The 13306-nt window shown below is 48.6% G+C and carries 17 protein-coding genes; 8 read left to right on the top strand and 9 right to left on the bottom strand.

Translation table 11 applies throughout. The annotated features are described in order from the left end of the window. Positions 1-47: 47 nt before the first annotated feature. The 3 genes from rpsU to purE all read right to left on the bottom strand — a co-directional run bounded on the left by rpsU (position 48) and on the right by purE (position 2011). Entirely contained in the window at positions 48-269 is a 222-nt protein-coding gene (gene rpsU, locus ACSHWX_RS05505) for a 30S ribosomal protein S21 (RefSeq protein ID WP_435667191.1), read from the bottom strand. 166 nt (positions 270-435) lie between these two features. Next, positions 436-1527 (bottom strand): 5-(carboxyamino)imidazole ribonucleotide synthase, encoded by a 1092-nt coding sequence (locus tag ACSHWX_RS05500; protein ID WP_435667190.1) that lies wholly within the window; start codon positions 1525-1527, stop codon positions 436-438. Then, entirely contained in the window at positions 1517-2011 is a 495-nt protein-coding gene (purE, locus tag ACSHWX_RS05495; protein WP_435667189.1) for a 5-(carboxyamino)imidazole ribonucleotide mutase, read from the bottom strand. The genes ACSHWX_RS05500 and purE overlap by 11 nt, the downstream gene beginning before the upstream one ends. A 91-nt stretch (positions 2012-2102) precedes the next feature. Between purE and ACSHWX_RS05490 the strand changes: the two genes are divergently transcribed. Further along, positions 2103-3011 carry an aminoglycoside phosphotransferase family protein gene (locus tag ACSHWX_RS05490; RefSeq protein WP_435667188.1) on the top strand — a complete coding sequence of 303 codons (909 nt, stop codon included), beginning with the start codon at positions 2103-2105 and terminating at the stop codon, positions 3009-3011. On the opposite strand, the gene ACSHWX_RS05485 is transcribed toward ACSHWX_RS05490, so the two are convergent. Beyond that, complete coding sequence (locus ACSHWX_RS05485; RefSeq protein ID WP_435667187.1) at positions 3008-3223, bottom strand: YdcH family protein; 216 nt, start codon at positions 3221-3223, stop codon at positions 3008-3010. The genes ACSHWX_RS05490 and ACSHWX_RS05485 overlap by 4 nt on opposite strands. A 181-nt stretch (positions 3224-3404) precedes the next feature. Here ACSHWX_RS05485 and ACSHWX_RS05480 point away from each other — a divergent pair, with 181 nt between their 5' ends. Beyond that, complete coding sequence (locus ACSHWX_RS05480; RefSeq protein WP_435667186.1) at positions 3405-3581, top strand: YdcH family protein; 177 nt, start codon at positions 3405-3407, stop codon at positions 3579-3581. Positions 3582-3652: 71 nt separating this feature from the next. Here the strand turns inward: ACSHWX_RS05480 and ACSHWX_RS05475 are convergent, their stop codons facing one another. Further along, a complete protein-coding gene (locus ACSHWX_RS05475; RefSeq protein WP_435667185.1) occupies positions 3653-4423 on the bottom strand; it encodes a sulfite exporter TauE/SafE family protein in 771 nt (256 codons plus the stop codon). Positions 4424-4529: 106 nt separating this feature from the next. Here ACSHWX_RS05475 and ACSHWX_RS05470 point away from each other — a divergent pair, with 106 nt between their 5' ends. Beyond that, positions 4530-5057 carry a 2'-5' RNA ligase family protein gene (locus ACSHWX_RS05470; protein ID WP_435667184.1) on the top strand — a complete coding sequence of 176 codons (528 nt, stop codon included), beginning with the start codon at positions 4530-4532 and terminating at the stop codon, positions 5055-5057. A gap of 111 nt (positions 5058-5168) precedes the next feature. On the opposite strand, the gene ACSHWX_RS05465 is transcribed toward ACSHWX_RS05470, so the two are convergent. The 3 genes from ACSHWX_RS05465 to ACSHWX_RS05455 form a co-directional block, all read right to left on the bottom strand. Then, positions 5169-7037 carry a monovalent cation:proton antiporter-2 (CPA2) family protein gene (locus ACSHWX_RS05465; protein WP_435667183.1) on the bottom strand — a complete coding sequence of 623 codons (1869 nt, stop codon included), beginning with the start codon at positions 7035-7037 and terminating at the stop codon, positions 5169-5171. A 129-nt stretch (positions 7038-7166) separates the two neighbouring features. Beyond that, a complete protein-coding gene (locus tag ACSHWX_RS05460) occupies positions 7167-7898 on the bottom strand; it encodes a DUF1013 domain-containing protein (RefSeq protein WP_435667182.1) in 732 nt (243 codons plus the stop codon). Positions 7899-8015: 117 nt separating this feature from the next. Further along, positions 8016-9035: an NAD(P)H-quinone oxidoreductase gene (locus ACSHWX_RS05455; protein ID WP_435667181.1), complete on the bottom strand. Its 1020-nt coding sequence runs from the start codon at positions 9033-9035 to the stop codon at positions 8016-8018. Positions 9036-9167: 132 nt separating this feature from the next. Here ACSHWX_RS05455 and ACSHWX_RS05450 point away from each other — a divergent pair, with 132 nt between their 5' ends. From ACSHWX_RS05450 to rcdA, 5 genes are all read left to right on the top strand, one after another. Beyond that, a complete protein-coding gene (locus tag ACSHWX_RS05450) occupies positions 9168-9350 on the top strand; it encodes a DUF1192 domain-containing protein (RefSeq protein WP_435667180.1) in 183 nt (60 codons plus the stop codon). A gap of 55 nt (positions 9351-9405) precedes the next feature. Continuing rightward, a complete protein-coding gene (locus tag ACSHWX_RS05445; RefSeq protein ID WP_435667179.1) occupies positions 9406-9627 on the top strand; it encodes a hypothetical protein in 222 nt (73 codons plus the stop codon). Positions 9628-9658: 31 nt separating this feature from the next. Beyond that, on the top strand, positions 9659-10534 hold the full coding sequence (locus ACSHWX_RS05440) for an AraC family transcriptional regulator (RefSeq protein ID WP_435667178.1): 876 nt from the start codon (positions 9659-9661) through the stop codon (positions 10532-10534). Positions 10535-10597: 63 nt separating this feature from the next. Continuing rightward, complete coding sequence (locus tag ACSHWX_RS05435) at positions 10598-11983, top strand: amidase (protein WP_435667177.1); 1386 nt, start codon at positions 10598-10600, stop codon at positions 11981-11983. A 369-nt stretch (positions 11984-12352) separates the two neighbouring features. Beyond that, positions 12353-12877 (top strand): protease adaptor protein RcdA, encoded by a 525-nt coding sequence (gene rcdA, locus ACSHWX_RS05430; protein ID WP_435667176.1) that lies wholly within the window; start codon positions 12353-12355, stop codon positions 12875-12877. 89 nt (positions 12878-12966) lie between these two features. On the opposite strand, the gene rpmE is transcribed toward rcdA, so the two are convergent. Further along, a complete protein-coding gene (rpmE, locus tag ACSHWX_RS05425; RefSeq protein WP_435667175.1) occupies positions 12967-13191 on the bottom strand; it encodes a 50S ribosomal protein L31 in 225 nt (74 codons plus the stop codon). Positions 13192-13306: the final 115 nt, after the last annotated feature.

The raw sequence follows: 13306 nt of genomic DNA, 5'->3' as shown, positions 1-13306 counted from the left end.
AAAAAATCAGCGGCGTTTTTTAATTCTGTACGTTAAAGAGGGGCGCCTTAGCGACCACCACCTGAAACTAAACCTTCACGCTGCATGCGTTTGCGGGCCAACTTACGGGCGCGACGCACAGCTTCAGCCTTTTGACGGGCTCTCTTCTCAGAAGGTTTCTCATAGTAGTTACGTAACTTCATTTCACGAAATACACCTTCGCGTTGAAGTTTCTTTTTCAAAGCTCGAAGAGCTTGATCTACATTGTTATCGCGAACGACTACTTGCACGCGGCACACCACCTTCAAAAGAGTAAAATCAAATTTTTAATACGCAGTTGGCAAAAAGCCAACTGCGCTTCGGCTAGCAGAACCAGCCAAGCGTTGGGGGGTGAATACCAAACATGGATTGGCTTGTCCAGCGTTTGGGAGCGAAAAAACGAAGAATTGGCGGCAATTATGGGCGGTTTTTAGGAAAAATCCGATTGATATGTCCCATTTTCCGCCCCGGTCTGATTTCAGCTTTGCCGTAATTGTGAACTTGCGCGTTCGATTCTGTTGTTGCCATGCCTTCAACAATTTCATCGCCGATGAGATTTTCCATAACGGCATCGTTGTGTCGTTCGGCACTTCCCAAGTCCCAACCCGCAACCGCTCGAATGTGTTGTTCAAATTGATCAACAACACATGCTGCTTCAGTCCAGTGACCAGAATTATGGACCCGTGGTGCGATTTCATTGACGATCAATTTGTCGCCGTCTGCGTCGGGGACGACGAAAAACTCAACGCCCATCACGCCAATATAATCAAGCGCAATGATCAGTTGGGAAGCGATGGTTTTTGCAGCCTCGCCAAGTTCAGCGCTGATATTGCCGGGTACGGTGGATGTTTTTAGGATGTGGTTTTCATGTACGTTTTCTGCCGGGTCGTAAGCCGCGACGTGACCTGCTTGATCACGCGCGATGATCACCGAGATTTCTTTGTCGAACGGCACAAAGCCTTCCAAAATAGCAGGTTGCGCACCGATTGCGTTGAACGCGGTTTTTACATCATCTGCGGTTTTGAGTATCACTTGGCCCTTGCCATCATAGCCAAAACGTCGGGTTTTCAGAACTGCGGGCAATCCAATTTTTTGAGCAGCAGCCTCAAGCTCAAGCTGATTGTCCACTTTGGCAAATGGCGCAACGTTAATACCAACCGTTGAGATGAAGCGTTTTTCAACCAAACGGTCTTGTGAAATTTCAAGCGCTTTTGCTGAAGGGAAGAGGTTTGTTCCAGCTTCTGTTATTGCGGCAGCGGTTTGGGCTGGAACATTTTCAAATTCGTAAGTAACGCAATCAACTTGTTCAGCAAACCGAGTAAGCGCTGCCAAATCTTCATAGGGTGCCACTGTTTTATGCGGGGTTACGGCGAAGGCGGGGCTGTTTTGATCCTGGCAATAAATATGGGTGTTTAGCCCCAAACGATGTGCGGCAAGCGCCATCATGCGACCAAGCTGCCCGCCGCCTAAAATGCCAATGGTTGCGCCGGTTGAAAGCTTATTCTTCATCAAGTGGAAACTCGGTGACTTGGGCTGTGCGGTTTTCGCGGTAGGCGATTAACGCTTCGCGGGCCGTTTCATCTGAAAGTGCGATAACAGCTGCGGCCAAAAGGGCGGCGTTCGTTGCGCCCGCTTTGCCGATGGCCAATGTTCCTACGGGGATACCCGCTGGCATTTGCACAATTGAATAAAGGCTATCAAGGCCTTTCATGGTGCGGCTTTCCACCGGAACGCCAAATACGGGAAGATAGGTCAAAGCGGCAATCATGCCCGGCAAGTGCGCTGAGCCACCTGCGCCAGCGATGATGGTTTGAAAACCGTCATCAGCAGCAGATTTCGCGAAATCATACATGCGGTCGGGGGTGCGATGCGCAGAAATGATGCGCGCTTCATAAGGGATTTCGAGTTGATCAAGCGTCTCAGCGGCATGGCGCATTGTGGCCCAGTCAGATTGACTGCCCATGACGATGGCAATTGGCGGGTTTAAAGGCATGTTAGCCCTCTCGCATTACGTCAAAAAGGGCGTTTAGCCTACCTTGAGGCATTGAGCAAGGGGCCAGAAGTCTAATTCGGGCGAATCATTGATGCAATCAGCCAAGTTTGGCGATATTGCATCCAACGAATGCGCGGGTTATTGCATTGCTATGAACACAGCACCATTTCCTGAACCGCATATCCTAAACAGTCACAAACTGAGCAACCCCCAATTTGTGGAAAGTACGGCTTTTGGCGATATTTGGCGTGTGAAGGCGTCAGATGGCACGGCCTTGGCGCTTAAAATTTACGGTCCACGCGGCATGCGCAATGAGGCAGGGGGATTTGACTTTCTGCGCTCCCGCAATGGGCTTGGTTGCGCAAAAGTTCATTTTGCGGATCAAAAAATAGCGCTTTTGGAATGGTTGGATGGTGCGTCTTTGGGCGATGTTGCGCGAAATGGCGACGATCAATCGGCCAATACTGTATTGGTTGAAGTTGCCAACAAAATCCATTCGGTAAACCCAAAAGTTGAGTTTGAACTGCGAACTGTTGATATATGGTTTGAAGCGCTGTTGGGACTAGCCATGTCACCCAACGCCAATCCGAATGGTGTGCGTGCGATGAGACAGGCGCAACAATTGGCCAAGCTCGCTTTGGCCGAACAGGAAGCTCCTATGCCGCTGCATGGTGATTTGCATCATGAGAATGTGCGGCTTGGCACGCGCGGATATTGTGCGTTTGATGCGAAAGGTGTTGTTGGGGAAAAGGCATTTGAATTGGCGAATGCATTTCGCAATCCGCGTGGCATTCGCGAGATTGTTTATGATCGGACCAGAGTTGAAGCTTTGGCCGATTTTTGGTCGACAGCGTTTGGGGTGGAACGCTTCAAGTTGGTTCGCTGGGCGGCGGTAAGGTCGGCGCTTTCGATTGCGTGGCGCTGCAAAGATCGCACATTTGTTGGAGATGATGAGATTGAACTACTGGATATATTGCTCTCTGCTGCTGATCAGCACTAAGCAATAATGTCAGGCAATAAAATATGCTCGAGTTCGATAATTCTGTCTTTTAGCGTGAGCTTTTTCTTTTTTAGACGTTGCACCAGCATGGGGTCACTTTGCCCAGAATGGGTGAGCGCGTGGATAGCGGCGTCCAAATCTTTGTGTTCTTGACGTTTGGACGCTAATTTTAGTCCCAATCCAGCCCGTTGTTCGGGGGTAAGTGGCATCATGTGGCAATTCGCCTTTTGAATGTCTTTTGCGTCTGTTCGTTGAAAATACTCAATAATACAAATGTTTTCACAAAGATTTAATTGTAATCCCAATTCTTGCAAATGCGATCAATTTCTTGATTGGACAGTGTGACGGTTTTTTGACACACTACCAGTGTACTTACAGAGAAAGGAAGCCTTCATGACAACTACTTCCCACCTCAACGCGCTGGAGCGCCGTCATGCTACGCTTGACGATGAGATCCTCCACGAATCGCAGCGACCTGCTCAAGATGAGCTGAAAATCGGTCTGCTCAAGCGCAAAAAACTCGAACTGAAAGACGAGATATCGCGATTGCAAAATCGAACGCGACAATAGGTGAGAATAGTACTTCTTTTTAGTATCAAGTTGAGTTGGGCCACGAAGATTTTCGTGGCCTTTTATTTTGCCTATATGAAACTCAATACCCCGTCATAGATGAGCTTGAGCGCTAGGATAAACGCCAACACATATGCCATTTTGTAAAATAGGTCCGTAGAGATACGCCGAACCAAATAGACGCCCAACAACATGCCAAGAATTGCAACGGGGATGAGGGACGCTGATCGCACAAGGTTGGAGACCGACAATTGGCCCAAAAATGCGTAAGGGATTAGTTTTGTAGAATTCACCACAGAAAAGAAGACGACCGCGGTTCCGGCGTAAAGCGTTGGTTTTAAGCGCTGTGGCAACATGTATATTTGATAGGGTGGGCCGCCCGTATGGCTGACAAAGCTGGTAAAGCCAGCAAGGCTCCCCCAAAACCATCCCCAAGGCTTTGAGGGGTGAAGGCCAGCCAAGGTTTTGCGCAAAGGCAACCATTCATCAAGGCAAAATATCACGGTGATCACACCGATCATCAGTCGAACTGTGCCTTCAGAAATATATGCAAAAAACACCCAACCCAGCAAAATGCCAATTATTGCACCCGGCAGAAGAATTTTAAGGTTGGGCCAATGGACCTCTCGTCGATATGCGATAAGGCCGATCACGTCCATGGCCAACAAAACGGGCAGCAAGATGCCCACGGCTTCTCGCACAGGCATGGTGAGGGACAATAAGGGTACGCCGACAAAACTAAGTGAACTCACCAAACCAGATTTGGACAGCGCAACAAGAAAAACAGCGAGAAAACTGATCCCAATGACAAATGGGTCGATGGTGGAAAAGTCAAAGGACATGTGGGAAATTCGCTTTTGTGGAGTGGATTGGCAGCAAACTAAACCAATCTGGTTGCACCACCAAGTGTTTGATGGCTAAATCCGTCCTGATCAGAAGGGTAGTTTTATGGGTAGTTCGGTTTCGCTAGTGGCGCGCAACAAAAGCGCTAGGGCGATCACTCAATTGTGGGACGACGTATCGATGTTCGAGACGTCCCCATCCATGCCGACGCTTAAATACCCACCTCACTTCACTTTTGCGATGTTTGAAGACATTTCTGGTGCTGAAATTAAACGTCAATTGGGAGATGTGTTTTTAAAAGCGACACCGGTGCGTATTCGGTTTAGCAAAATTCGATTTTTCGATGGAGACCCCATGGTGGTGTGGACCGCACCCAGCGATATTTCACGACTGCAAGCCTTGCACCATGCAGTTCACTCCAAAGTGGACGCAGCCCTGTGCCGTGCGAATTATTTGCCCGGCAGTTGGACACCTCATTGCACATTGGCGACCCAAATCGATCCAGCAAAGCGTGATGAAGCTATTGAGTTCATCAATGCGGGGGTGGGTGAATTTGACGTGGTTTTCAACGCGATTGAGGTTATTGAGTTTTCCCCGATTGAACTCGTGCAGCAATGGCGGCTTGATCTTTAAAGCCACATTACCCGTTTCGAAAGTTCAATCAAAAGCTGGGCACAATCCGGTTGAACAGTGTCATTGGCCACGATGTTTCTCTTTTCCTCATGGCATTTGATGCATCGGTGTTTATTTTTCCGCCGTAGTTTTAGCGCCCTTGCTGGTTGCGTCAAGTTCCGCATCAAACTCGTCCAGATCTGCTTGCATGACCTGGGCGAGTAATTCTCGGGCGGATTTGACGTGGCCTATCATGGCTTCGTCGTCGCCGCGCAGCTGATAGGCTTCATGCAGCATTTCCACATCGTGTTGAGCAAATGTGGCTGCTAATTTCCTTGCTCTTGCTTGGGTATATCCAAGGGACATGAGCGCCCCAATGCCCAATTGCAATGCGGAATGAAATGTATCGCGTTCAAAAGCGTGAACGCCGATATCCATAAGGTCATGGGCGTGATTACGACCGCCAGCGCGCGCGAAAATTTTGATGTTTGGAAATTGTTTATGCACCATCGCCGCGATCTCGGAAACAATTTCTGGGTTGTGAATGGAGATGATCATAATCTCGGCTTTGTGTGCGCCGGCGGACTGAAGAACCTCTAAACGCCGCGCATCGCCGTAAAACACTTTGGCATCGAATTTTTTCATCAATTCGATCTGCTCTGGATCATGGTCAATCAAGGTTGCTTCAAACCCTTGGGCGGTTAGAAGGCGCGTTACGATTTGGCCGAACCGGCCATAGCCCAAAACAATCACGCGGTTGCGCACGCTAATATCATCATCAGCTTGGCTTGGCGTTGACTGTAGCGAACTTAAATGTGGGGTAACGATGCGGTCAAAAACAATCAGCAAAATGGGTGTGATGATCATCGACAGGGCGACGATGACATTGAGCAGGCTGGCCAAATCCGGGCTAAGTGCCCCAGCGCCTAGTGCAAACTGGAACAGCACAAATGCAAATTCACCCCCTTGAGCGAGTAGCGTTGCAAACAATAACTTATCTGCAATATGAAACTTGAAAATCGAGGCAAGGCCATAAAGAACGCCGAATTTTATGATCGCCAGTGCGGCCACAAGCAACAGGATAAGCCATGCATTGTTGAGGAAAACTGAAAACTCGATCGACATGCCCACCGAGATGAAAAATAGCCCCAAAAACAGACCTTTAAATGGATCAAGATTGCTTTCCAGTTCATGCCGGTATTCGCTGTCCGCCAAAATGACGCCGATCATAAAGGCACCAAGCGCTGGGGAAAGATTGATCCAATCCATCAACAGGGCAGCCGCCACAACAAGCAACAATGAGAGCGCGGTGAAAATTTCCCGAACGCCAGTTTTGGCGATGAAACGCAATACAGGGCGCAACATGTAACGCCCGGCTAAATACATGGAAGAAAAAACAAGTGCGACGCGAGAACCGGATTGCCAACCTGATTCTGTAACCAGGTCCGTGGCATGTGCATCGGTGGTGGTCATTGCTGCCAGTTCTGGTATCACCAAAAAGGGGATGACGGCAAGAAAAGGGATAACCGCCACATCTTGCACCAGTAAAACAGAAAATGCGGACCGGCCAACGCTGCGTTCCATGATGGAGCGTTCGTCGATGATTTTTAGTACAATGGCGGTTGAGGAGAGCGCTAAACCCAGCCCCATAACGGTGGCGGATTGCCATTGTAAGCCGACAAATATGCCAATTCCGGCGATCAATGCGGCGGTGATGATGACTTGAGGCAGGCCCAAGCCAACTAATCTGACACGCATGTTCCAAAATTCGCGGGGCTGTAGTTCCAAACCGATCAGGAACAACATCATCACAACGCCGAATTCAGAAAAATGCAAAATGGTTTCGGGGTCTGCAACCAAGCCCAATGCATAAGGGCCGATCAGAACGCCAGCCAGCAAATAGCCAAGAACGGGGCCAAGCCCAGTGACCTTTGCTAAGGGCACCACAATAACGGCAGCAGACAAAAAGATGAAACAGGCAACCAGAAAACTATGTTCCATTAGCAGTCGCCCTTTGCGCTACTAGAACAATAGTTGTTCGCCAAATAAAAAACGGACCCGCCATAATTTCCTCCGATTGAGGCAACCATGGCAGATCCGTTTTAAGATCAGCTAAATATGCGTCGCATTTTATGCGTCGTCGTCATTTTTTGTAGATGTAAGGCCAGAAAACACGCTGTCCGCGTCATATTCTGGCTCTGAATTTCGGTCATTGCCAAGAACAGAAGGTTGCGGATCCAAGAACCCTTGGTCGAAAATAGGTTTTGCCGGCACAGTTGCCATGGCTTCTTCTGCTGTGAGCAAACCAGAATCTTCGGCGCGTGCTTCTTCGGGTGGCAAATCTTTTGCAGCTTTACGCACTTCCATGTCCAATTCGACCTGGGTACATAGCCCCAAGGTTACCGGGTCAGCCGGTGTTTGATTGCTTGCGTTCCAGTGTGAGCGCTCACGAACCGATTCAATGGTTGGTTTTGTTGTGCCCACAAGACGCATGATCTGTGCGTCTTTAAGTTCTGGATGGTTGCGCACGATCCAAAGAATAGCATTTGGCTTTTCTTGGCGTTTTGAAACTGGTGTGTAGCGAGGGCCACGACGCTTAGGGACAGGCACAATTGTTTTCGGGCTTGAAAGTACCATGCGGTGTGCGCTGTCGGCTTCAGCTTTTTCAATTTCTTCTTTGGTCAATTGATCGTTCTGAATCGGGTTCACACCCTTAATGCCACCAGCAACATCACCATCGGCAATGCCTTGCACTTCTAGGGGGTGCAGGCTGCAAAACGCAGCGATCTGATCAAATGTAAGCCCTGTATTGTCCACCAACCAAACGGCTGTGGCTTTGGGCATAAGAAGTTGTGTGGCCATAATAATCTCTTTCCTCGGGTGCGAGGCTTTTGGTCACCTTGCACGCCCCTCAAAATGTAAAACTGATGGGGAATTTAGGTGTCATATAGCGCTCAATTGGTCAAAATGCAATCTTAATTAATCATTTCGCACATCGGTGTTTGCGCTGGTACGCAAAACGATTTTACCAAAATGATCGCCAGCATCCATATCCCGATGGGCCGCCGAAGCGTCTTGTAACTCATAGGTTGAAATTTTGGGTTTGATAAACTTGCCACTTTCAAGCGCGGGCCAAATTTGAGATTTCATATTGTTGGCGATGTTTTCTTTTACCTCATTGGGTTGCGCACGAAGGGTCGAGCCGAAAATGGTTAGGCGTTTTGCAACGACCAACCCCATCGTTATCGTTGCTTCGCGGCCACCCAAATTGGCCAGTTGCACTATAGTGCCTTCAATAGCAGCAGCCCGGATATTGCGATCTACATAGTCAGACCCGATAATATCAAGAATGACATTTGCGCCTTTATCTTTGGTGGCAGTTTTGGTTTTTTCAACAAAATCTTCTGTTAGATAGTTGATTGCAATATCGGCACCTACTGACCGAACATAGTCCAGTTTTTCTTCGCTCGAAGCTGTGGCGAGCACGAAACAATCTTTCAGTTTTGCCAATTGGATAGCTGCCGCGCCAATGCCGCCTGCACCACCATGGATGAGAACGGTTTGCCCGCTCTCAAGTCCCGCCCGATCAATCATGGTTTGCTGAACTGTGAACAAAGTTTCGGGCAATGCTGCGCCTTCAGTCATTGTCCAGCCGTTGGGCAGGGGCAGAACTTGACCTGCAGGAACGGCTACATATTCAGCATATCCGCCGCCATTGCACAGGGCGATCACTTGATCGCCTTCTTTTAGGTTGGTGACGCCGCGCCCAACTTTTTCAACAATGCCAGCAACTTCCAAACCGGGGAGCGGGGAGGCGTCTTTCGGGGGCGGATAAGCGCCCATACGCTGCAAAATGTCCGGGCGGTTTACCCCCGCAGCATGCACTTTGATTAAGACTTCACCCTCATATGCATAAGGCATGGGGGCTTCGACCAATTTGAGCACTTCTGGCCCACCTGGTTGCTCAATGGAAATTGCCTGCATTGTCTTTTCGGTCATGTGGAGGTCTCAATTTTTCAAGAGTTCTTTTTAAAACAAGCGTATTTTTTCAAATTGGGTGTTGCCCCAATGATGATTCTTATCACATTATTTTGCGGATCGCAGATAGAAACAACCAGGGGAGAGGTGATTATGGATGGTGATGAGGTTTCAAAATCAATGTTGCACGAGCTTGGTATGTCTCTTGATGCGATATCTGTTGATGAGTTGGCGGAAAGAATTTTACTGCTGGAACGCGAAATCGACCGTTTAAAAGCGGAAATTATCGTAAAGAACAAAAGCAAAAACGCAGCGGATGCGGTGTTTAAGTTTTGAGGTTGTGCTTGTTGATTTGCGTTGGCTCTACGCACAGACCGTTGGGGAATTGAAGATGAACACTATACCGCACACCCATAATATTGGCATGTCGCTTGAAGGCATGTCGGCTCAAGAGTTAGAAGCACGGCTGGTGATATTGTTTGATGAAATGCAGCGTGTAAAACTTGCAGCAGATGCGCAGCAAAGAGCAGAAGGCAAGCTACCGAGCAACGGTATGAACGAGGTATTTCAATCACAATTTCCCCGACTTTTAAATCCTGATTTAGGCAAATAAACGCGAGCATTCGCCCTTTTGGAACAATTGCATGTCACGGATTGAACTGCATCGCCGTCAGGTTCAGCGCGGGATGGTGATAATCGACGAGTATCTTTCCAAAGACCCGTTGACTGTACCTCGAATGGAAGATTTGGCGCGTGCGTCGGGTGCCTCCCAATACCACTTTCACCGAATATTTTTGGCGCAAACTGGCGAAAGCCCGCATGAATATTTCAATGCGCGGCGGCTGCAAATTGCCCTTTCATCTCTTCTTTCCAACAAAGAGCAAAAGCTCATCGATTTGGCGCTTTGGCTTGGTTACGAAAGCCATGCGTCTTTTACAACAGCCTTTTCAAAACGATTTGGCTTGGCTCCTCGCCAGGCTGTGCTGGACCTAGATGCGGCCGCTCGTTTGATTGAAGCCCCGAAAAAACTAGTGCGAACCAAAAAAATTGAAATTGAACATGATGTTTCAAATGAGCGTGCGTTTAACTTCTATTATCGATCCCAACGTGGGGTAACGGATGGTCAATTTTTCGCCCATGAGAATGTGGTGCAACAAATTGGTGATTTCTTGAACGCCAATGGAAATGAAGTTTTGGTGCCAACAGGTGCCTTCCCCAAATCCCCACAGGGCATGAATGATCAAATGGTCGATGGGCATTTTGGTGCCTTTAGCTTCGCTGATATTGATCAGAATTGGAGTGAACAAGTTCAGCGATTTGAGGAAGGGCGTTGGCTGAAATTTCCTCATATTGGTGAATTTCAATATCTGCATCAGACATGGAACCGCGCTTACCAATTCGTGCTCAGCCATAGTGGTTTTGAGTTGCGCGATGAATGGCCGATTGAAGTCTATTTTCAATCACCTAAAAACTATCAGCCAACAGAAAAAAGTGCCGAAGTCTGGCTACCAATCAAATAAGCAGGATTGGAAAAGCGACGCGCCGCTGCGTTTGATAATTTGCTCCCAACATAGGAGTAATTGATGACGAGCATAGAAAAACGCAGTGCAGTGGATATTCACCACCTGTTGGAAAAAGATCACACGCAACTTGAGACGGTGCTACGCGATCTATCCGATCGCTATGAGAACGAAGATGGTGATATCAACGCCTTCGCCCAGTATTTTGCAATTGAAAAGCCGTCAGGTGATGGCTGGCTCAAGGGCTTGCCGGTTAGCGTGAAGGATCAGTTTCACGTCGCAGGAAAAACAGCCCAGTTTGGCATGAGCACCTTGCCCAGAGCTGCGTCCAAACAAAACGCAACCTGCATTCAAAACCTATTGAATAGCGGCGCAACGGTTATTGGCAAAACCAATTTGCCACCGCTGGCAATGGATTTTCAGTGTTTGAGTGGCAATGGTGTACGAACCAACAATCCTCACAATTTGGAGTACACAACGGGCGGGAGCTCTGGTGGCAGCGCGGCAGCGGTCGCGTCTGGAATGAGCTTGTTGGATATTGGCGCGGACCTATCAGGTTCATTGCGTATTCCAGCGGGATTTTGCGGGGTCATGAGCCTGTTGCCAACCGAAGGTGCGTTGCCGACCGGCGGGATGCTGGTCGATCCAGCCCGCAAGCTTGCGCATTTCGCGCGACCAGGCCCGATTGCACGAACCGCGGACGATTTATGGCTTGGGTTTTGTGCCTTACGTGGTGATCAGCAAATGCCTGATGCACTTTCAGAATTGAATGCAAAAGGAAATCGCATAGCGGTTTGGGATCAACGTTTTGAAGACCCGGTAGATCAAGACACTGGCGCAATTTTTCAAAAAATCGGCGCAAAGCTGGAAGCGAGCAACTTACAAGTTGAATGTCTTTCTCAGAACATCTTCGATACGAGCTCAGCCCATCTGTTCGGCCGTATTATGGGATTTGAAACTGGCGAGCTTATGAGTTTCATTCAACGCAAACTGGCGCGGTTTTTCGGCAGGTCTGCTGAGGCGCGTTCTCCTCGGTTTTTGAAACCTGTGCAAGATGGCTACAAACATGATCGCAAAGACTATGCTGATGCATTGAGTGCGCAAAAGAAGTTGACAAGCGAACGAGCAAAACAATTGGACCATGTAGATGCAATCCTCGCGCCACTATGCCCGGTTGCGCCGTTCAAACATATTGCACCAAGTTCAGATCATAACGGGCTACGGGATTACCAACACCATTTCGATGTTGATGGACGTAAACTAAGCTATTTGGATTGCGTTACATATTACACGACGCCTGTTTCGCTGTTGGGCTTACCCGTCGTGACCATCAGAGTAGGTACTTCTAGCGCAGGCCTGCCGATCGGCGCGCAGCTTATCGGAAAGGCAGGGCAGGAGCGGGAATTGCTTGAATTGGCCAAGCTGATTGAGCGGCTTTATGAAGCCTAAAATTTGGGCCGATCAAGCCTTTGAAAAAAGACGGTTAAGAAAATGACTCTGGTTAAGGTTCCATTAAACATTCTGGGTTAATCTTTCCTTATCCAACTATTTGTTGGGTCTGACAGAGCGGTTTTCACTCTCTGTTCGACGCCTCCCTGTTAACTTCGAGAGCCGATTTATTCGGCTCTTTTTTTGATCAGTGGCGGGTTACCGAAACGTTAAGCGGTTATATCCTTCCCTCATCATTACCTGTTCATAAAACAGCCGAATTTTGTTTGTTAAGTGTTTGCATGTATGTTTGCTGTAGCAGCGAGCGAACAAATACACCAAAATGTGATCTATTGAACGCGTCACAAAAGCATAAGGACGGCAAGGACATTGACCCAATCCGATCAATCAAATGATGCTCAATCTATTGGCCCCCGCATTGTTGCGACAGGTGGCTTTGATACGCTTTATCGAGAAGGGATGAAGCTTGTTGAGGACGCGGCAGCCTATCTGGATGGTGAAGGCCGCGCGGCGAGCAAAATACTTGGTCGTGATGCATCTTTGCTTTACGCGTCCCAATCCATGCAATTAACAACACGTTTGATGCAATTGGCGAGCTGGCTTTTGCTGCAGCGCGCCGTGCGTGAAGGCGAGCTGACAGAATTGGAAGCGCAATCGGAAGATCGGCGGGTCGAACTCAGCACAAAAATGGCTGATACAGATGTGCCTATGTGGAGCGAGTTGCCACAAAGAATGCGCCAAATGATTGAAAAAGCAGATTCGTTGAACAAGCGGATCCACGCGCTTGACGCGATGGAGCGCGGCGGCGCTGCTGAACAGGCAGAACCGCAAAATCCAGTGAATTCGCACCTTGCCCGACTGCGTAGCGCATTTGACGGCCCGGCGGAAAGCTAAGCTGTAGCGGTTTTCAAATAACAATATTGAACACAAAAAACCCGGCACCAAGGCCGGGTTTTTAATTTGTTAGCAATGTGAAGCTGCGCTTAGCTGCCCAAAATGCCTTTATACTTATCTTTAAAGCGTGATACACGGCCGCCACGGTCCATCAACTCGCCAGTTCCACCTGTCCAAGCAGGATGAGTGTTTGGGTCGATGTCGAGCTGCATTGTATCGTTTTCAGAACCCCAAGTCGAACGTGTGTGGAATTCTGTGCCGTCTGTCATAACCACTTTGATCTTGTGGTAATCTGGATGAATGTCTTTTTTCATCTGGTTGCGCCTTCAATTCAAATATTGAGGATTGCCGACATAAAAGGCATAAAAAACGCCTCGTTGTCCACCTCATGGAAAACAGTTGGGCGGTTTCTAACCCAACTTGGATCAA

The sequence above is a fragment of the Maritalea sp. genome, from assembly GCF_051251695.1.
GTDB lineage: Bacteria > Pseudomonadota > Alphaproteobacteria > Rhizobiales > Devosiaceae > Maritalea.
Note: the sequence above shows the minus strand (reverse complement) of the source record. Positions and strands in the feature narration are given on the sequence as shown.